This is a genomic window from Flavobacterium sp. LHD-85, from assembly GCF_030929595.1.
Lineage (GTDB): Bacteria > Bacteroidota > Bacteroidia > Flavobacteriales > Flavobacteriaceae > Flavobacterium.
Map to the genome: position 1 here is coordinate 796,024 of NZ_JAVFVR010000001.1, position 20,998 is coordinate 817,021.

The following is a 20,998-nucleotide window of genomic DNA, read 5'->3' on the forward strand; positions in this document are numbered from 1 at the left end:
TTTCAACATTTTTTTTCATTAATTTAAAAAATCACTCTTTAATTGTCAATTTGACTAGTTCTATTTTCTTATTTGACGCCTCTTCAATAGAAAAATGAAACTTATCTATTACAATCTTATCTCCTTTTTGTGGGATTTCTTTTGTATGATATACAATAAAACCTCCTAATGTGCCATAAGAATCTTCTTCGGGAATCATTAATTTATAGGTTTCATTCAAATACTCGACATCTAATCGAGTTGAAAACAAGTATTTGCCTTCTCCTATTTCTTCTTCAATCAATTCCTCATCCAAATCATGTTCATCTTCAATTTCGCCGAAAAGCTCTTCTACAATATCTTCAATTGTAATAATTCCAGAAGTTCCTCCGTATTCATCTAAAACAACAGCAACATTTTTTCGTTTTTTGATCAATAAATTCAGTACATCTTTTATTAAAATCGTTTCTGGAACAAATTCAACCGTCATTAAAACCGATTTTATTGTTGTCGGCTTTTTAAACAAATCGAACGAATGGACATAACCTACAATATCATCTAATGAATTTTGGCTTACAATAATTTTAGAATATCCTGTTTCTATAAACAATGCTTTAAGATCATCTACTGTATCAAACAAATCTATATCTACAATTTCTGTTCGGGGCGTCATAATATCACGCGCCTTAACAGCGGAGAATTCTAATGCATTTTGAAAAATCTGAATTTCAGAATCCACTTCTTCATCTTCTTCAACTGTACTCATTTGTTCCGTAATATAATTTCCGAGTTCAATTCGGCTAAACAAATGAATTTGACTTCCTTCTGTTTTAAAAAATCTGCTCAGTACAAAATCTGCAATCCAAATAAAAAAGGTGGAGATGTAATAAAATAATCGGTAGAATAAATAAGCCGGAAGAGCCAGAATCTTGATTAAGGAATTGGCATAAATTTGAAAAAACACCTTCGGAAAAAACTCTGAAGTAAGCAAAACGACAAAGGTTGCAAGAAGTGTCTGGATAAGTATATTCCACCAATCAGAAAAATTCAATCCAAAATAAGCCATCCAACCTAAAATAAGATCGCCCATAAAAAAACCGTAAATAACCAAGGCCACATTGTTGCCAATAAGCATGGCAGCAATAAATTTGGATGGATTTTCGGTTAGTTTTGTTAAGATTCGAGACAGAAAATCATCTTGTTTCTTTTCTATCTCAAGATAAATTTTGTTGGCGGATGTAAAAGCAATTTCCATCCCAGAGAAAAAGGCTGCTAGTATTAAACATATTATTATAATACTAATTTCCATTTTTATTGGTTTTTGTTTCGATCGTTATGCTTATTAAGAAATCTTCTCCTAAAGAAAAACATAAAAATAGCCATTCCCGCAATTACAAAATAAAAAGGATAGCTCTCATCTCCTTCATTTAGTTTCACTATACCATCGTAAGTAAAAAAAACCGCAAAAAGGATGTAAACGTATTGTGTATATTTTAAATAACCCATAATATTATATTTCTTCGTCAGATTCAATTTCGCCGCTTATTCGCTGCGAATTAATCACTTTAAAATCTTTGCTAAAATCTATTCCTTGACCATAGGAAACTCCTTTAATATCGGTCAGTTTGAACTTTCGTTCTGTATAGAACCATTCGTTTTTTTGATCAAAATACAATTGTTCTGTTTCTAAAACCTGTCCAGCTTCAGAAGTAATTTTCACTTTTCCGATCAAATCAATGATTCCTGTATTTTTATAAGAAACTGCATAATTTCCTCTTATAAAGGTACGCTTTTGCTTTTTATCATATAAGGTAACATCGATTCCTTTAGGAAATTCTGTAAAAGGAAAATCAAGATTTGAATAATCTAACATTTTCGGACTTATCAAAACTCCTGTAATGCGTCCAGAATCTGTATATTTAATATTTACAGTATCGGCATCGCTGGCAGGAACAAATTCTGAGAAGTTAATTTTCTGAACTTCTTTAAAATTACTTTCGCATCCAAAAAACATTGTCACAGCAAAAACTGTGACAACTATCAGACTATATCTTTTTGGTAAATTCATTCGCCAAATGTAGTAAATTGTAATGAGCTTCTAAAAGATAAAATATTTTGTTTATTGGAATTTACTCTTCACAAACCACTTGTCATTGAAAGAGAAACTCAAACTAAAATTAACATAATTCTCCTGTACTAAATCGGCTGAAGTTGTACCGCGCTTACCAAATTCAATTCCAAAATTCACATTTGAGAAAGACCCTGGAATCGGAATTCCTGCTCCTAATGTCATTCCTACATCTTTAATTGATTCGTTATTTACAATCAGACCAATTTTTTCGTATTTCAAACCTGCTCTATAAGTAATTCTGCTCATGTAACTAGTAAAAGAATTATAATTTGGAAGGTAATATCCTCCTAGAGCATATTTAGAATAGCTCTCATATCTCACATTACTTGCAGCATTATAATAATTTGCTAACTGTCCGTCTCCTTGAAAAGTCATATTTGCCCCTACAAGCCATTTTCTAGCTTCACCAATACCCACACCAATACTTAACTTGTTTGGAAGTTTTAGTTTAGTTGCTTCAGCTGGAACCACAATAGGTTCTGGATCTCCTTGAACAGAAATAACTCTTGTATTGTCCGAATTCAGATTACTTGCAAAAGAATAGCTTAAACTAGAAAATATGCTGGTTTTATTGTAGATCTTTTTCTGGTACATTGTTCCAAAACTGAATGCCACGCCTGAAAGTTCAGAGGTATTAACTTCTGCCGTTCCGTTTTGAACTCCAGTAATAGCTTCTATGCTTGTAGTTGTAATTTTTCCAAAATTATATTGTGCATCTACTCCAATATTCCAGTTTTGCATTATTTTATAAGACAAACCAAAATACACCTTATTTACACCACCTTTTCCGTCAAGCTGAGAACTTACTGCTCCTTCTGTAGCCGAATTGTCCTCACGGATTTTGTATCCAACTGAAGTTACAGGAATTAAACCAAATGAAGCACCGAATTTTCCCATTGGGATTCCTAATGCCAAATAATCAAAAGTAGAACGCTGTGCTTTTTCTGATGTAGAAGTTGTTTTTAAATTTGAAGTTGCAAATGTTCCTCCAACTGTAAAAGTTGTCTGAATTAAGCTGGCATAACTTGCCGGATTTTCTAAATTTAAGTGAATCGTATCTTGTTCTACCGCAACTCCTGCCATAGATCTGTTTTCAAGTGTTCCCTTGAATCTCACATCTCCTATTCCGAAAAAAGAATAAGGCGAAGCAGTACCTTGTTGAGCGAATGAAACGAACGATATAAGCAAACAAGCGCTTAGTATTACTTTTTTAATCATTGTCGATTTTATATTGATATGTTTGGCTCAAACTCTCCAAAAGGAAATTTGAATTGGCAAATATGGTATTTTTTAATCGTTTAGCCAAAAAATCTGCATCACCTCCCGTTAAAATTATGATAAAATTTAAAAACTCTTTCCGATATTCATCGATAAAACCGTCAATCTCATAGACGAAACCGTTGACAACACCAGAATGTATGGCTTGAGCTGTAGAGTTTCCTACATAAGAATCGGGTGATTCTAAGGTTAATAACGGCAGTCTAGCCGTAAAATTATGCAGTGCTTCATATCGCAAACGAAGACCTGGAGAAATGGCTCCTCCTAAATAATTATCATTTTCGTCGATAAAATCGTAGGTAATGCAAGTTCCTGCATCTATAACCAAACGGTTCTGTTTTGGAAATTGCAATGTTGCTCCTGCTGCCAAAATCATTCGGTCTATTCCTAAAGTTTTTGGCGTTGCATATTTATTATGGAAAGGAAAAACATCTTCGTGGGTAAAAAAATGAACTTTTAGTCTGTTTTCGAAAGACAAAAACGATTGTTTTTCGACACTTCCTACCGAAGCAACAACCAAATCGGAGCATTTTGGATATTTTTCTAAAATTTTTTCAATTTTTTTTTCGATTTCATTTTTATCAAAAACAAAATTTTCCAGAGTAGTATTCCCCTCAAAGACAGACGCTTTAATTCTAGTATTTCCAACATCGACCGTTAAAATCATATTTCCTTTTTTGCTTTTGCGAAGATACGAATTGATTTTTTCTAAAAAATGTTTTGCACAAACCAAAAATGATTATATATTTGCACCCGCAACAAGCACGGTACCTTAGCTCAGATGGTAGAGCAATGGACTGAAAATCCATGTGTCCCTGGTTCGATCCCTGGAGGTACCACAAAACCCGAATAGAAATATTCGGGTTTTTTGTTTTTATACTTTTCTATATTTTTTAACCGCCAAGATCGCTAGGACTTACGCAAAGGTTCGCAAAGTTTAATTTTAAAAACTTTGCGAACCTTTGCGCTTTTTCTTTGCGCCTTTGCGGTTAAAGTCAAAAGTCAACAAATTAATAGTTTTTGTTAAAAAAGTATTGACTGAATAAAAAATAATCTTATATATTCGTAAAACTGTATTTTTATATTTCATTCATTAATAAGATCTCAAAGCAGTTTTATGAGCAAAACTTCTACTAAGGGCATTTGGAAAGTAATTTCAGCCTCTTCTATGGGCACCATGATTGAATGGTACGATTTTTACATTTTTGGCAGTCTGGCTGTCGTTATTTCAACAAAATTTTTCCCCAGCGACAATCCCACTGCAGCCTTTCTGTCTACTTTAGCCACATTTGCTGCCGGATTTGTAGTTCGCCCATTTGGAGCTTTGTTTTTTGGAAGACTTGGCGATATTATTGGACGTAAATACACTTTTATGGCTACCTTATTATTAATGGGTGGCTCAACCTTTTTAATTGGCTGTATTCCTAGTTATGAAACAATTGGTTTTCTAGCTCCTTTATTAGTTTTGATTTTGCGCTTGCTTCAAGGTCTTGCTCTTGGAGGTGAATATGGCGGTGCTGCTACATATGTTGCTGAGCACGCGCCTGCAGGAGAAAAAGGATATTGGACTTCTTGGATTCAGACTACTGCTACTGTTGGTTTATTTATTTCTCTAATGGTTATTCTAGCCACTAAAAACGTGCTATCTGCCGAAGCTTTTGATTTATGGGGATGGCGTGTTCCTTTTTGGGTTTCGATTGCCATGGTTGGCGTTTCTTATTTGATTCGAAAAAACATGGATGAATCTCCTGTTTTCGCGAAAGCTAAAAAAGAAGGAACTACAAGTACAAACCCGCTAAAAGAGAGTTTTGGAAACCGATACAATTTAAAATTTGTGCTTTTGGCTTTGTTTGGAGCCACCATGGGACAAGGCGTTGTCTGGTATACAGGACAATTCTACGCGATGAGCTTTATGAAAACGGTGATGAATATTGACTCTTCGCAAGTAGATGAATTGTTAGGAATTGCTCTCTTAATTGGAACTCCATTTTTTATTGTTTTTGGATGGCTGAGCGATAAAGTTGGACGCAAGTACATTATGATGTTCGGAATGCTGATTGCAATACTATCCTATAGACCTATTTATAAGATGATGTACAATACGACTGATATAAGCAGGAAAACAGAGATTCTTGAAACCCCAAGAATTTCAACTGAAAACAAAGCTGATGGAAGTTCGGTTACAATTACTGAAAAAAAATATACAGACGGTACATCTGTGGTGGAGAAAAAAACGTACATGGACAAAAAAGATGCTCAAACCAGCATTTCAATAACAATTAATTCAAGCGATAAATGGACATTAACCTTCTTAGTTTTTATTCAAGTGCTTTTTGTAACTATGGTTTACGGTCCGATTGCAGCATTTTTAGTTGAGATGTTTCCAACCAAAATCAGATACACTTCCATGTCGCTACCTTATCACGTAGGAAATGGAATCTTTGGCGGATTGCTTCCTGCTATTTCTACTTATTTTGTATCACACGCCAAAACAGCAGGCAAAGCTGATTTTTATTTGGATGGATTATGGTATCCTATAATTATTGCCGGAATCTGCTTTGTTATTGGAATGGTTTATATTGACAACAAAAACAAAATTACTCACCTTTAAAATTTACAAAAAAAAATGAATGCGATTAAACAAGTTTTAGGGGCGTTATGGATTGCTTTGGCCGCAGCTGCTGCCTATTTTTGCGTGTTTGAATTTGGCTTACCAAAACTTCTTTCAGACCAACAGGACGATTTAGTATTTGGCGTAATTATTCTATTTATACTAACGCCACTTATTGTTATGGGTTTAGGAACATTTGGGTATTATTCTTTGATTGGAGAATATAACGACCCTAAAAGGAAAAAATAAACAAGACTTTTATATCACAAAAAACCACTTAAACAAAAAAAAGGCTGTCCATTTCTAGACAGCCCTTTTTCATTACTAACCAAACCTAATTTTTAATAAACTTCACAACGCGAACTTTGTTATTCTCGTCAAACGTCTTTACAAGATATATTCCAGAGGTTAAACCACTCACTGAGAATTGATATTCCATATTTCCGTTTGTATTAAATGTTTTTACTAATTGTCCTGCAATAGAATAGATATCAACTTTTGAGGTTTTAAAACCTAAAGTAAAATAATCGGCAACAGGATTTGGGTATAAGCTAACCTGATTCCCTTTTTCAAAATCTTCAATCGCAAGATTTGCCTGCTTATTACCATAAATTCTATATTCTCCCGGAGCTAAATTTATTGTCGCATTTACATCGGCAACATTAATCGTCGAATTATCCATTAAATTGTACCATGCACCAGTATATTGAAATCCCGGAATCATATTTTGTGCAACTGTATCAAAATTTGCCAAAATCACAACGTCCTTTAACTGAGATGAAGCAAGATTGCTATTTGTGATTTTGATATTTACTGTTAAAGTAGCGGCATTGGCCATTGTTGCCGTTCCTAAAAACACAGGCTCTACTTTTTTAAGGGTAATCATCTTAGCCCAATCGTTGTAAATTTTATTTCTGTTTGAATCGCCAAGCCAATTTTCTGTCCATTGTGGCTGTGGTTTTGTATCTAATTTACAATCGCCCGGAGTTGTTGATGTTTCATCATTTACAGTTCCGTTATTACAGCTAAAGATAGAATCATCCATTCCTAGTTCTCCAAAATGCCAGATCATTTTTGGCCCTGGAATCAGTAAAGAAACTGCTCCAATTGCAGACATTCTAGACAATGCTGTATTTAATGTTTTTACATTATAACTTCCGTTTGAAGCTCCATATTGCACATTTTTGTACATCAAACGTTCTTCGTCATGACTTTCAGCATAACCCATTAAACGATTGGCTGTGAATCCGCGGTTTGCACTATTCATTCTAAAAATGTTACTTTCGGAAGCATACCCCATTGACAATTGATTGTACTCTTTTGTCATTTTTCCCCACATCATTATCCCCTTGCTTGGTGTTTCAGCTATTCTGTAATCTGCCCATTCCTTTTCTTCCGCATCAGTTCCTAAATTTTCAAAAATGGTATAATGCGTCGGATCTATTGTCCAAGAAAAGTCAGCATATTTTTTCAAAACATCGACGCGATCTTGTTTGTACGAATCGGTACAAGCATTATCTCCTGCTGTGCATAATTGCGTAAATCCTTTAGTTAAATCCCAACGAAAACCATCAATTTTATATTCTTCGATCCATTGTTTAATAACCCTATTTACATAATACTGGGTTTTTAAAGATTGATGATTAAAGTCTTCACCAACACTATAACTATGTTTTGCTACTGTATTAAAATATGGATTTTCTGCAGTTGGCGAACCAAAACCATCTCCATCTGGATCATTCATCCACATTCTCACCATCGGATTTCTTCCGAAAGCATGATTTAAAGCTACATCGAGAATTACTGCAATTCCATTTTGATGGCACAAATCAATAAACTCTTTTAACTTATCTGAAGTTCCGTAAAACTTATCCAGAGCCATATGAAATGAGGTATTATAACCCCAGCTTTCATTGCCTTCAAATTCCATTACTGGCATTAATTCGATCGCATTGATTTTTAGATTTTTAAAGTAATCTATTTTATCAATTAAGCTTTGATAGCTTCTTGCCACATCAAAATCACGAACTAAAACTTCATAAACAACTAATTTTTCCTTTTCTGGTTTTTCAAAATTAGTTACCTGCCAATTATAGGGAGTCTGTCCTGTTTTTAAAACTGTAACCTCAAAATTTTGTCCCACAGGATAAACAGGCATATTTGGATATTTTGAAGCGGGAATCGAAGGATCGTCATAAGGAGATAAAACCAACGTTGAATATGGATCTGCCGTTTTTACCATTGATGGCGAATTTGCAAGTGGCGTTGCATCGACAACCCAATACTGATATGTATTATTTTCCCCTGAAACCAAACCTGTTATTTCTAACCAAAATTTTCCTGAAGACGGATCTTTTTTCATGGCATAGGCTAATGTAGGTTGCCAATTATTAAAACTTCCCGCTACATATACAAAATCTTTTAGAGGTGCATCTAACACCAAAGTTGCCTTTGTAAAATCGGTAGGATTATAATTAATTCCATCAACCAAACCTGCAGGCATAGCTTCAGAAACCGTATTTGGATTTATAACTACTGTAAATTTCTTTGAAACTACGATCGCTCCTTGAGTAGCGATCAATTCATAATTTTGATTCCCTGTAATATTAGTATGTGTATAAGAATAACTTGAAGTACTGGTATTTGTATTGATTGTTGTTCCGTTAGCTTTTAATGTATAACTCCCCGCACCTCCAGTATTTGTTGCCGTAATATTAAAACTTGAACCAGAATTAATAATGGTTGTACTATTTTCGACTGGAGAAGTCAAAGTAACTTGAAAAGATCCTACATTAAGAAAAAAATCGGAACAAGATGGCGCCAATTTCATCGTCTGACTTCCATTCGCGCTTCTAAATACAATTCCCATTTTGGTTGCTGCAATTTGCTGAGCCGATGTTAATCCGAAATAGATACTAGGAGTAATTGTAATGCTCCAAGTGCCATTCGCATTTTTAGTCATTAGACCAACACCATCATCTGCACCCCAATTCCCTTTGGCGGTTTGCCAAGGACTTGCATCGGTACCAATTCCTGAATGCATATATACTTTTGTTGGATTAGTTCCCATTGTATTGCAAGTGCTTGATGCAAAAGAAGCCGTAATCGTAATAGGCTCATTGACCTGAAATACTGCTGGTGAAACCGATATTTGCTGAGCATGAATAGCAAGTGACAGTAAAAAGAAAATAAAAAGTATTGTTTTTTTCATAATCTCGTGGTTTGTTTGGTTAGTTAGTTTGATTAAAAAAGGGCTATCTGGAGATAGCCCTTTTTCAGTTATTAACTGAAGTTTTTATTGATTAGGAATCATCATGTAACTTCCGTCTAAATCATTGAAATAAATAACATATTTAGATTTTGCAACTGGTATATTCTCACCGTTTCCTCCTCCAGAAAAAGGAGTGGTACCGCCCCATGAAACATCCCAAGCATCATTTGCTCTAAATTTCATTCCACCATCTTTTAAAGACGTTACACCTAAAGTCCAAATATGCGCATTAAAAGTTGATTTTACCATTGGCGTTGATGCATCCCATCCTTTTGAAGTTGCATCTCCAATAATGCCTACCTTATCATATGTTGGCGCTGTAGCTCCTGCTGCATATGCTTCCAAAGTATAAGTTAACTTTTGAATATCCATTTTAAATTTATAGTAACCGTCGCTAGGAACAGGTATAGCTGCAGGATCTGGATCAGACGCTCCTCTATATATCAAAGTACCTGCATTACCTCCATACATTGGAGTCCAACTTCCTAAATCTTTAATAGTTTTAAAAGATCCTGCTTTAAAGAATCCTGTAAATGAATATTCATTCGCATTTTTTGGATTTCTAAATAGAATTTGGTTTCCTTTATTGTTATCCCAACCAGAAGCAGTTGCATCACCAACTAAATACCAATCAGCAAAGTCGTAAGGAACCTTTCCTGTGTAAGGAGTTACATTAATTGTAATTAAGCCTTTTGATACTTGAGCAAAACTTCCTGAAACATTTGATGTAATTTTAACATCATACATTGCCGCAACTTCTGGCTCTCCGCCAAGATCTATTGCCGCTTGGTTTAATTCTTTAGTTAGTACTGACACTTCAGTAATACCATTAACAGTAGTTTGAAGTGTTTTAGCTGCTGTAAAATCTCCACCTTTCTTATCAATTAATAAAGTATATTTTACAGCTACTGGTGTAGAATATGTCGCAGCTGACCAAGTAAATTTAGCAACTACTTCTGTAGCTTTTTCAACATCTAGAACATAATTTTGTCCTGTTGCCGGCGCTGTAATTTCAGGAGCCGTACCAACATTAAGAATTGGTCTTTCATCTACAGCATCAGCATTACACGACACCGCCAATACACCAATAAATGCGATTAAAATTTTATATATATTTTTCATTTTAGTTCTAATTAGATATTAGTATCCAGGATTTTGCTTCAATGTAGGATTAGCTTGGATCGTTTTAGAAGGAATTGGCATTAAATCTCTATATGAGTCTGTTGCCACACCATCCATTAAACCACCTTTCCATTGCCAAATTTTACTTCCTCCTGTGAATTTCCCAAAACGAATCAAATCTGTTCTTCTATGGCATTCCCAGTACAATTCTCTTCCTCTTTCTGCTAATATAAAATCAAGAGTCAAATCTGCACTTGAAATTGTAGTTGCTTCTGCTCTTCCTCTTATTTGATTAACATAACCAACTGCCGTAGCAATATTTCCTGTAGTTGCACCTCTAACCACAGCTTCAGCGTACATTAAATAAGCATCAGATAAACGGAATACTGGAAAATCTGTATCAGGTATATCAGCTCTCTGAGCCGCTGAACCATCAGATTTTTTGTTGGTATATTTTTTTACACCATATCCATCAGTAAATGTTGACAAGTTGGTAATGTCTAAAGCTTGACCATCTGTATGAAAAATTCCTCTTTTATCTCCAGTAGCAGTAGCATCAGGAAAAAGAGCCACAAACTCTTTACGAGCTCTAGTACCATACCAACCTCCGTCCATACCTAGAGTAGCAGCATCAATACTTCCTCCAATAGCAGCATGAATAATAAAACTCATTCCTCCACCAGTTGCACGTATAGCGTTTCCATCACTGATGATTGGGAAGATAAACTCACTTTGAGCACCGTTTGTATTATTATCTGCAGAGAATAAGTAAGCATAAGGAACGTCTGCAAATGTATATCCTGAATTAATAATCTCAGAACATAAAGTCGCTACTTCATTATTTCTTTCAGTTCCTGTATATACTTTAGAATTTAAATAAATTTGAGCCAACAAAAACTTAGCTGCCACTTTATCAACTCTACCGTATTCATTTGTTCTTGCATTTGCCAAACTATTATCTAAATCTTTCAATTCAGACTCTACAAAAGCAAATACTTCTGCTCTTGTTTTTTGTACCGGATAATAGAATCCAACAGGATCTGCCTCTGTAGTAATTGGCACATTACCAAATAAATCCATTAAATTTACATATGAATAAGCTCTTAAGAAACGTGCTTCTGCTCTAAATGTTGCTATTTCAGCTTTTAGATTAGAATCAACACCTCTTTCTGCTAGTTTTTCATCTGTAGTTTGTCTTAAAAATTCATTTGCAACACTGATATGATAAGATGCTCTTGAATAAGTACCATATAAAAACTCATTTACAGGTGACCAAGTTTGCATGTTTAATGTTGGCAAAGTTCCATCAGACCAAGCAATAACTGCTTCATCTGTAGGCAATTCTTGTGTCACAAAAAGTAAACGTAAGTAACTACTAAAATCACCACTAAGACCAGAAATATCCGCTTGTCCATCACCATCGTTTCCTCCTACATATAGTCCAGCATATAATTTAGCCAAAACTTGCTTATAAGAGTCTGGGTCTTGAAAAAAAGTATCTGATAAAAATTCATCATCATCTTTTGGTGTCACGTTTAAATCGTCAGTACACGAAGTAAGCGTCATACTTATTCCTAAAATAAATAGGAAGAAATAAGATATATATTTAAATGATATTTTCATTTTGTATGTTTTAAATTTTTTGTTTTTCAATGTACTATTAGAAACTTGCATTTACGCCAAACAAGAATGTTCTTGCTCTTGGATAAACGTTACCATCAATTCCGTTGAATTTCTCAGGATCTAATCCATCATATTTTGTAAGTACAAAAACGTTTTGAACACCTGCAGAGAATCTTAATGAAGCTGCTTTTAATAAAGATTTATCTAAAGTATATCCAAGAGTTATGTTATCCAATTTGATGAAAGAAGCATCTTTCACATAATAATTAGATAAATAACGCTGTGTTCCGTTGTCTTCAAAAACAAATCCAGTATTTAAGTAATCTGAACTCACATTTGCCAAGTCAGTTTGTCTTCTTAAACCAGCGTCAGAATACCCCATGTTAGAATTTACGTTATCAAAAATGTAATTTCCTACACTCGCTCTCCAGTTCATTGTAAAATCAAACTTTTTGTAGTTTAATGCCGAGAACAAACCAAATGTATAATCTGCCGTTGGTTTTTTATATCTGTAACGGTCATTTGCATCAATTTTACCATCTCCATTTCTGTCTACATAAGCGCCAGCAATAGGTTTTTTGTTCGCATCGTACAATTGTTCGTATACGAAGAATGAATTTGGAGCAGATCCAACTGTATTAATCAAGACTTTGTTTCCATTTCCTCCTTTAATATTATCTCCTACCTCATAACCTTGGAAACCTTCAACAGTTTGACCTAAATCTTCAATTTTTTGATCTAAGTAAGTAGCATTAACAGCAACATTCCAAGTTAAGTTATCTTTTTTGATAATATCTGATTGAAGGCTAAACTCAAGTCCTTTAGTTCTTAAATCACCAATATTATTATATCCTTGATTTCTCAAGTTAGCACCATCTGGAACCAATACATCAGCTAATAAATCAGATGACTTTTTATCAAAGTAGTTAATTGTTCCTGTGATTCTATCATTTAAGAATCCAAAATCAACCCCAATATTCATCTCAGATAATTCTTCCCATTTAATATTTGGGTTATATCCTTCTGGCCTAGCTGTTCTGTAAACAACACCATTAAACACATATTGAGTATTAACAGTACCAAGAGTTACCCTTCTTAAATAATCATACTGTGGCGGAATATCTTGTTGTCCAGTAGTACCGTAACCAGCTCTTAATTTTAAACTAGAAAGCGTTTCATTATCTTTTAGGAAAGACTCTTCGGCAATATTCCAAGCAAAGGCACCTCCCATAAAGTTACCCCATCTGTTATCTTTAGAAAAACGTGAAGTTCCGTCTCTTCTATAATTTAAAGTCAATAAATATCTACTATCGTAACCTAAGTTCAAACGACCAAAGAACGATTGTAAATTGATATCTGGATCAGTAATAACATCTTCATTTCTAGTAGAAGCAGGCTGTGTAAGCTCTCCTGACTGATATTTTTCTTTTTGAAACAACTGATAGTTATAACCAGCAGTAGCATCTAATTTAAGTTTTCCTAAATTTTTAGTGTAAACAAAATACGTATTCAAGTTTTTATTTTGAAGATCATCTGTATACGTATTATTATTTCCTAAATTCACCCAATTTCCAGTACTAAAAGGATTTGGCTGATATCCTAAAGCACTTTCTGTACTTTGTCTGTTGTATCCACTACTATCAAATCTGTCAATACCAGCTTCAGCAACCACTCTTAAATCTTCAAAGAAATGAAATTTATAGTCTATGCTAATATTACCCCATTTTCTAGTAGATTTAGATCTTTTATCTTCCTGATTTAATCTCGCAACTGGGTTTTTAGCTGGCAATAATGCTAAGTTTCCGTTTGGCTCTAACCACTCGAAATATCCTCCATAACGAGAACCTTCTTGGTAAGGAGATTGCGTAGGATCAAAACTGATTGCAGAACCAATAACTGCATCTTCATCCTGAAATTGATTTTTACTGAAAGATAAGTTTCCGCTAATGTCAATTTTTAAGTGATTATCAAATAAAACTGGATTTAACGATATCGATGTCGTTGTTCTTTCAAAAGAAGTGTTTCTTAAAATTCCAGGATTATCAACGTTTCCAACAGATAAACGCACAGGCAATTTATTGAATAAAGCACCGCTTACAGAGATATTATTGTTTGTTGTTAAAGCTGTATGGAAAATTTCATCCTGCCAGTTTGTACTTGCAGTCCCCATTAATGCTTTTTGAGCATCAGATCCTTTTGTATTTACAAAATTACGGAATTGATCTGCACTTAAAACATCCACAGTATTAGCAACAGTATTGATACCAACTTGAGAGCTGAAATTAACTTTCACACCACCTTTAGTTCCTTTTTTAGTTGTAATTACAATTACTCCATTTGCAGCACGAGAACCATAAATAGCGGCTGCCGAAGCATCTTTCAATACTGTAAAAGACTCAATATCATTAGGATCAATAGTAGACAAAATACTTGTAGCACCACTTGGAACAGCATTACTCAATGGAAGTCCGTCCAAAATAATCAATGGATCGTTAGAAGCACTTAATGAAGATCCTCCACGAATTCTAATATCTGCTTTTGCTCCTGGAGCTCCTCCTCCAACAACATTAACACCAGCAATACGTCCACCAATTAAACTTTCTGGTGTTACGTTAATACCTTTGTTAAATTCTTTTGCTGAAATTTGAGAAACAGAACCCGTAGCATCTTTTTTCTTAACAGTACCATAACCTACTTGTACAACAACTTCTTGTAATTGATTTGTATCTTCGCTTAAAGAAACTGCTAAGTTTTTTTGACCATTAAATACAATAGTCTCTGTTTTGTATCCGATAAATGAAACTAAAATTTTGTCTCCATTTTTCAGATTAGGCAATTGAAATTTACCATCAAAATCAGTAGAGGTACCTCCTGCAGCACCTTGAACATTTACATTTACTCCCGGTATTGGCTGACCTGTGGTATGATCAGTAACCGTACCATTTAAAGTGTTCTGAGCCAACACTGTAAAAGGCAACAATAGGAATAAAAATAACAACTTTTTGTAAATTGTTTTCATACTTTTTGTTTAAATTAGTTTTGAGTTTTTGAATGTTAGTTAAGTTTTTAATTTTACTTCGAATTTCAAAATTATGAATTTATTAACATGCTCGACAGCAGGCACTTTTTATTGCTTTACGAAAACGTGGTAGTGTTGAAAACTTTCTATTTTTTGTAATCTTTCAGTGTTAAAATTGCAAATACCAAAAATATTATACACCTTTATTATTAATTAGATTTTTTTCGATTAACTCCATGAAACGTAAAATAACCCTCAAACAGATTGCAAAGGAACTTGACGTATCCATTTCAACTGTCTCAAAATCACTCAGAAACAGTCTTGAAATTGGAGAAGAAACACGCCTAAAAGTTCAGGCTTTTGCAAAGTTTTATAACTATAAACCAAACAATATTGCTCTTAGTTTAAAAAACCGAAAAACGAAGAGTATTGGTATCATTATTCCCGAAATTGTACACTACTTTTTCTCTACTGTAATCAACGGAATTGAACAGGTTGCAAACGAATATGGCTATAGTGTTGTCATCTGTGTATCTGATGATTCTTTTGATAAAGAAGTCCTCAATATGGAGATGTTGGCCAATGGAAGCATCGACGGTTTTATTATGTCTCTTTCTAAAGAAACGCAGTATAAAGGCGACTTCCATCACATTACAGAAGTTATCAATCAAGGAATGCCCGTAGTCATGTTTGACCGCGTTACCAACGATATTTTATGCGATAAAGTGATTATTGATGATAAATCTGCAGCGTATGAAGCAGTTCAGAGTTTAATTGACAGCGGACGTAAAAAAATTGCTTTAGTTACAACTGTTGACTATGTAAGCGTTGGAAAACTGCGAACAGACGGTTACGAAAAAGCTTTACTAGATAACGGATTACCTTTTAACGAAGATTTAATCATAAAAATTGAAGATGTCGATACTTGCGAAATAACCATTTCTGAACTTCTGCACGCCAGAGCTTTCGATGCTGTTTTTGCTGTAAATGAGCTTTTTGCAGTAACAATTATCAAAACCGCAAATAAAATGGGATTAAAAGTTCCTGAAGATTTAGCTGTTATTGCTTTTACGGACGGAATTATTTCAAAATACTCCACTCCAACCATTACGACAGTCAGTCAGAGTGGTGAAAAAATGGGGAATAAAGCAGCTAAAATGCTTATAGAAAGAATAGAAGCCGAAGAAGATGACGACGAAGAACACAATGAAAATTATATTACAGAAGTCATAGAAACTCATCTTATAAAAAGAGAATCTACTGACTAAAATTCTTAAAATCAATACTTTCTAAAGCCATAAAAAATATTTATGGCTTTTTTATTAGCATATATAAAAAAATAATTTATAATTTTACGCCCGTCAAGGCTTTTAGTTTTACTTCGAAAGGAACAAAGTTTTGATAAGCAAAGCGCTTATCGTATAATTTTTCACAAATTACGATAATGGAAAAGCGTAAATTAAGTTTCTGGGAAATCTGGAACATGAGTTTCGGATTCTTAGGAATCCAAATGGGGTTTGCACTTCAGAATGCAAATGCCAGCAGAATTCTTCAAATTTTTGGTGCTGATGTACATGAACTTTCGTGGTTCTGGATTATTGCTCCCCTTATGGGATTAATAGTGCAACCCATTATTGGTCATTACAGCGACAAAACCTGGGGAAGATTCGGCAGACGAAAACCTTTCTTTTTAGTAGGAGCCGTTTTAGCTTCGGTGGGATTAATTTTAATGCCACAGGCTAACATTTTTATTTCTATTTTACCTGCCCTCTGGGTTGGAGCGGGAATGTTAATGATCATGGATGCTTCTTTCAATATTGCAATGGAGCCTTTTCGTGCGCTTGTTGGAGACAATTTAAGAACAGATCAGCGTACTGCAGGATTTAGTATCCAAACTTCATTAATTGGTTTTGGAGCCGTAATTGGTTCTGCATTGCCATACATTCTTACGAAATATTTTGGCGTGCCAAATAGCACAGTTCCAGGAAGTGTTCCATTAAATCTAACGTTGTCTTTTATTATCGGAGCGGCGGTTTTAATTGGCTCAATCTTAGTTACGCTGTTTACAACCAAAGAATATTCGCCCGAAGAATTAGCAAAATTTGAAGATCCGCAGAATGATGCAATTCCTGATTCTGAAGAAAAATCAAAAATCACAGACATCTTTACCGATTTTGCAAAAATGCCTGTTACAATGCGTCAGTTAAGTTGGGTGCAGTTTTTCTCTTGGTTCGGATTATTCGGAATGTGGGTTTTTACCACTCCGGCAATCGCACACCACATTTACGGTTTACCATTAGAAGATACGTCAAGCCAGCAATACCAAGACGCTGGTGACTGGGTCGGAATCCTATTTGGTGTTTACAACTTAGTTTCGGCTATCGTTGCTTTGTTTTTCTTACCGTATATCGCTAAAAAAATTGGGCGAAAAGCAACACACTCACTTTCATTAGTCATTGGAGGAATTGGATTAATCTCCATTTATTTCATGCCAAATGAAGACTGGGTTGTACTTCCAATGATCTTAATCGGAGTTGCTTGGGCGAGTATCCTAGCAATGCCATACGCTATTCTTGCGGGTTCTATTACACCTAAAAAAATGGGAGTTTACATGGGAATCTTCAACTTTTTTGTTGTTATTCCTCAAATTGTAAATGCTCTAATTGGTGGTCCAATTGTAAAATACCTTTACAACGGAGACGCAATTTATGCCTTAGTTACTAGCGGTGTTAGTTTCTTAATCGCCGCAGCTTTAGTATCTAAAGTAAAAGACGTAGACGACTTTACTCAAAAATCATAATAAAGAATTTTCCACACAATGAGCAAAAAAGCATTCATATTCGATCTTGACGGAGTGATCGTTGATACCGCTAAATACCACTTTTTGGCTTGGCAAAAAATTGCCAAATCGTTAAATATCAATTTTACCCATGAAGACAACGAACTTCTAAAAGGTGTTAGCCGCGTTCGTTCGCTAGACATTATACTTGGCTTAGGAAATGTTCAGGCTACTCAAGAACAAAAAGATCAATGGTTAATTCAAAAAAATGAAGATTACCTATCTTATTTAGTTGACATGGATGAAAGTGAGGTTCTTCCAGGAGTTTTAATAATTCTAAAACTATTAAAAGATAAAAATCAAGGAATTGCACTGGGTTCTGCCAGCAAAAATGCAAGACCAATTCTAGAAAAAACAGGCGTTCTGTCTTACTTCGATGTTATTGTTGACGGAAACGATGTCAGCAATGCAAAACCAGACCCTGAAGTATTCTTAAAAGCGGCTCAATTATTAAACATTGATCCAAAAAATTCAATCGTATTTGAAGATTCTGTTGCCGGAATTCAGGCAGCAAACATCGCAGAAATGGTAAGTGTGGGAATTGGTGAGGAAACAATTTTACATGAAGCTGATCATATTTTTAAAGATTTTACCCAAATCAAAACAAGCTTTATTAACGATTTAATTAGTCAATGAGAAAATTTGATAATTAGATAATTTCTAAAAATGAGAATTATCTAATGATCAAAACGACAAATTATTTCATTTAAAAAAAAACGTAGAACAACCAAGCAATTAAAAGGTAAAAACAGTCAAAAATAATTATCAAATTATCAAATCGACACATTATCTAATTGCCACATTATCTAATTTAAAAGATGAACCAAGATTATATAAAACCAGACAATTGGTCTATTATTGAAGAAGGATTTGATGCAGAAAGAGTAAAATCTTCTGAAAGTCTTTTTAGTATCGGGAACGGCGCTATGGGACAGCGTGCAAATTTTGAAGAATCTTACTCTGCAGAAACTTTCCAGGGAAGTTACATCGCAGGAATTTACTATCCAGACAAAACAAAAGTGGGCTGGTGGAAAAACGGTTATCCAAAATATTTTGCCAAAGTACTTAATGCTCCAAACTGGATTGGAATTGACATTGAAATCAACGAGGAAAATCTTGATTTAAATACTTGTACTGAAGTTAGAAACTTCCGTAGAGAATTGAATATGAAAGAAGGATGGTACAACCGTTCTTTTGAAGCTGTTCTTAAAAACGGAACTGAAATCGCCGTAAATGTTCGTCGTTTTCTTTCGTTAGATTTAGACGAAGCCGGAATCATTAAATACGATATTACGCCTTTAAATAAAGATGCAAAAATCGTTTACAAACCTTATGTTGACGCTGGTGTAACCAATGAAGATGCGAACTGGGAAGAAAAATTCTGGGAACCGCTTGAAGTTAAAAAAGGTACAAACGAAGCTTTTGTAACGGCTCAAACGTTTAAAACGCATTTTAAGGTTACAACCTTCATGCACAATACGATTTTGGCAAACGGAGAAAATATCAACGTTTCACCATCAACAATCGATTCAACTGTAGATAAAGTTCAATACACATACGGAACTATAATTGCAAAAGGGCAAACCTCAACAATTCAAAAAATTGGAGGTTACACGGTTTCTTTAAACCACGAAAATACTTTGGCTGGAGCCGAAAAAGTAATTAAATCTGCTGTTGCTTTAGGTTATGATACTTTGCTTCAAAACCAAATTGATGCTTGGGCAAAAATCTGGGAAATGTCAGATATTACAATTGAAGGTGATGTTAAGGCACAACAAGGAATTCGCTTCAATATCTTCCAATTAAACCAAACCTATTCAGGAAAAGATTCTCGTTTAAACATTGGTCCAAAAGGTTTCACTGGAGAAAAATACGGCGGATCAACTTACTGGGACACTGAGGCGTATTGTATTCCATTTTACATGGCTACAAAGGACCAGCAGGTTGCGAGAAACTTATTGACGTATCGTTACAATCAATTGGATAAAGCGATTGAAAACGCTAAAGATAATTTAGGTTTCAAAAACGGTGCAGCTTTATACCCAATGGTTACCATGAATGGTGAAGAATGCCACAACGAATGGGAAATCACACACGAAGAAATTCACAGAAATGGTGCGATTGCTTTTGCGATTTACAACTACAACCGCTACACAGGAGATTACTCTTATATTCCAGAAAAAGGTCTTGAGGTTTTAATCGGAATTGCACGTTTTTGGCATCAGAGAGCTTCTTTTTCTAAAGATAAAAATCAGTATGTAATTCTTGGAGTTACAGGTCCAAACGAATACGAAAATAACATCAACAATAATTTCTATACCAATTATATTGCAAAATGGTGTATTGATTTTGCTGCTGAACAAATTGAAAAAGTAGCTTCAGAATATCCTGCAGACCACAAAAGAGTGATGGATAAAGTAAGTCTTTCTGCAGAAGAAATCAAAGAATGGAAAAAAGTGGCAGACGACATGTACTTCCCTATTTCTGAAGAACTTGGAATCTACTTACAGCAAGACGGATTCTTAGATAAAGATTTAGTTCCGGTAAAAGATTTAGATAAATCACAGCGCCCAATTAACCAAAAATGGTCTTGGGATCGTGTGTTGCGTTCGCCATACATCAAACAGGCTGACGTTTTACAAGGTTTTTATTTCTTCGAAGATCATTTTTCTAAAGAAGAATTAAAACGTAATTTCGAGTTTTACGAATCATTTACCGTTCACGAAAGTTCGCTTTCTCCTTGCGTACACTCGATTCAAGCTGCAGCTTTAGATAAAATGGACATGGCATATACATTTTATTTAAGAACTTCTCGTTTAGATTTGGACGATTATAATAAAGAAGTCGAAGAAGGTTGTCATATCACGTCAATGGCCGGTACATGGATGAGTATCGTGGAAGGCTTTGGAGGAATGCGTGTTAAAAATGACCAGCTTCATTTCTCTCCAAAAATTCCAAAAGAATGGAAAGGTTATTCTTTTAAAATTAATTTCAGAAACCAAATTTTAAAAGTAGCTGTAAATCATAACGAAACAACTTTTACTGTAGACGGTGATCAAGATTTAACAATTATTGTTAACGGGAAACCTGAAATTGCAAGTAAATTTGTACAAATAAATTAAATT

At 34.5% G+C, this 20,998-nt stretch carries 15 protein-coding genes and 1 tRNA gene; 7 read left to right on the forward strand and 9 right to left on the reverse strand.

Annotation, left to right across the window (positions count from 1 at the left end):
- Nucleotides 1-31 precede the first annotated feature (31 nt).
- The 5 genes from RB618_RS03365 to RB618_RS03385 are packed head-to-tail and all read right to left on the reverse strand — an operon-like array spanning nucleotide 32 to nucleotide 4,055.
- Complete coding sequence (locus tag RB618_RS03365) at nucleotides 32-1,288, reverse strand: hemolysin family protein (RefSeq protein ID WP_308067475.1); 1,257 nt, start codon at nucleotides 1,286-1,288, stop codon at nucleotides 32-34.
- Nucleotides 1,289-1,290: 2 nt separating this feature from the next.
- Nucleotides 1,291-1,485, reverse strand: a complete 195-nt coding sequence (locus tag RB618_RS03370; protein WP_111426242.1) for a hypothetical protein — start codon at nucleotides 1,483-1,485, stop codon at nucleotides 1,291-1,293.
- Between the two features lie 4 nt (nucleotides 1,486-1,489).
- Complete coding sequence (lptC, locus tag RB618_RS03375) at nucleotides 1,490-2,047, reverse strand: LPS export ABC transporter periplasmic protein LptC (protein ID WP_308067476.1); 558 nt, start codon at nucleotides 2,045-2,047, stop codon at nucleotides 1,490-1,492.
- A gap of 51 nt (nucleotides 2,048-2,098) precedes the next feature.
- Nucleotides 2,099-3,328, reverse strand: coding sequence for a hypothetical protein (locus tag RB618_RS03380; protein ID WP_308067477.1), 1,230 nt, complete (start codon nucleotides 3,326-3,328; stop codon nucleotides 2,099-2,101).
- The gene (locus RB618_RS03385) at nucleotides 3,321-4,055 is read right to left on the reverse strand and encodes a type III pantothenate kinase (protein ID WP_308067478.1); all 735 of its coding nucleotides are present in this window, start codon (nucleotides 4,053-4,055) and stop codon (nucleotides 3,321-3,323) included. The genes RB618_RS03380 and RB618_RS03385 overlap by 8 nt, the downstream gene beginning before the upstream one ends.
- Before the next feature lie 99 nt (nucleotides 4,056-4,154).
- On the opposite strand from RB618_RS03385, the gene RB618_RS03390 reads away from it, so the two are divergent.
- The 3 genes from RB618_RS03390 (at nucleotide 4,155) to RB618_RS03400 (ending at nucleotide 6,248) form a co-directional block, all read left to right on the forward strand.
- Nucleotides 4,155-4,227, forward strand: a tRNA-Phe gene (locus RB618_RS03390).
- 278 nt (nucleotides 4,228-4,505) lie between these two features.
- Nucleotides 4,506-5,999: an MFS transporter gene (locus RB618_RS03395; RefSeq protein WP_308067479.1), complete on the forward strand. Its 1,494-nt coding sequence runs from the start codon at nucleotides 4,506-4,508 to the stop codon at nucleotides 5,997-5,999.
- 15 nt (nucleotides 6,000-6,014) lie between these two features.
- Nucleotides 6,015-6,248: a DUF6814 family protein gene (locus tag RB618_RS03400; protein WP_201998914.1), complete on the forward strand. Its 234-nt coding sequence runs from the start codon at nucleotides 6,015-6,017 to the stop codon at nucleotides 6,246-6,248.
- 85 nt (nucleotides 6,249-6,333) lie between these two features.
- On the opposite strand, the gene RB618_RS03405 is transcribed toward RB618_RS03400, so the two are convergent.
- The 4 genes from RB618_RS03405 to RB618_RS03420 form a co-directional block, all read right to left on the reverse strand.
- Nucleotides 6,334-9,210, reverse strand: a complete 2,877-nt coding sequence (locus RB618_RS03405) for an alpha-amylase family glycosyl hydrolase (protein ID WP_308067480.1) — start codon at nucleotides 9,208-9,210, stop codon at nucleotides 6,334-6,336.
- A gap of 84 nt (nucleotides 9,211-9,294) precedes the next feature.
- Complete coding sequence (locus tag RB618_RS03410) at nucleotides 9,295-10,392, reverse strand: SusE domain-containing protein (protein ID WP_308067481.1); 1,098 nt, start codon at nucleotides 10,390-10,392, stop codon at nucleotides 9,295-9,297.
- Nucleotides 10,393-10,410: 18 nt separating this feature from the next.
- Nucleotides 10,411-12,015: a RagB/SusD family nutrient uptake outer membrane protein gene (locus tag RB618_RS03415; protein WP_308067482.1), complete on the reverse strand. Its 1,605-nt coding sequence runs from the start codon at nucleotides 12,013-12,015 to the stop codon at nucleotides 10,411-10,413.
- 37 nt (nucleotides 12,016-12,052) lie between these two features.
- Nucleotides 12,053-15,034, reverse strand: a complete 2,982-nt coding sequence (locus RB618_RS03420; RefSeq protein ID WP_308067483.1) for a TonB-dependent receptor — start codon at nucleotides 15,032-15,034, stop codon at nucleotides 12,053-12,055.
- A gap of 236 nt (nucleotides 15,035-15,270) precedes the next feature.
- Between RB618_RS03420 and RB618_RS03425 the strand changes: the two genes are divergently transcribed.
- The 4 genes from RB618_RS03425 (at nucleotide 15,271) to RB618_RS03440 (ending at nucleotide 20,995) form a co-directional block, all read left to right on the forward strand.
- Nucleotides 15,271-16,302, forward strand: a complete 1,032-nt coding sequence (locus tag RB618_RS03425; RefSeq protein ID WP_111367658.1) for a LacI family DNA-binding transcriptional regulator — start codon at nucleotides 15,271-15,273, stop codon at nucleotides 16,300-16,302.
- Between the two features lie 176 nt (nucleotides 16,303-16,478).
- Nucleotides 16,479-17,834, forward strand: a complete 1,356-nt coding sequence (locus RB618_RS03430; RefSeq protein ID WP_308067484.1) for an MFS transporter — start codon at nucleotides 16,479-16,481, stop codon at nucleotides 17,832-17,834.
- 18 nt (nucleotides 17,835-17,852) lie between these two features.
- Nucleotides 17,853-18,509 (forward strand): beta-phosphoglucomutase, encoded by a 657-nt coding sequence (gene pgmB / locus RB618_RS03435; protein ID WP_308067485.1) that lies wholly within the window; start codon nucleotides 17,853-17,855, stop codon nucleotides 18,507-18,509.
- Nucleotides 18,510-18,691: 182 nt separating this feature from the next.
- Complete coding sequence (locus tag RB618_RS03440) at nucleotides 18,692-20,995, forward strand: glycoside hydrolase family 65 protein (RefSeq protein WP_308067486.1); 2,304 nt, start codon at nucleotides 18,692-18,694, stop codon at nucleotides 20,993-20,995.
- The last annotated feature ends 3 nt before the right edge of the window (nucleotides 20,996-20,998 follow it).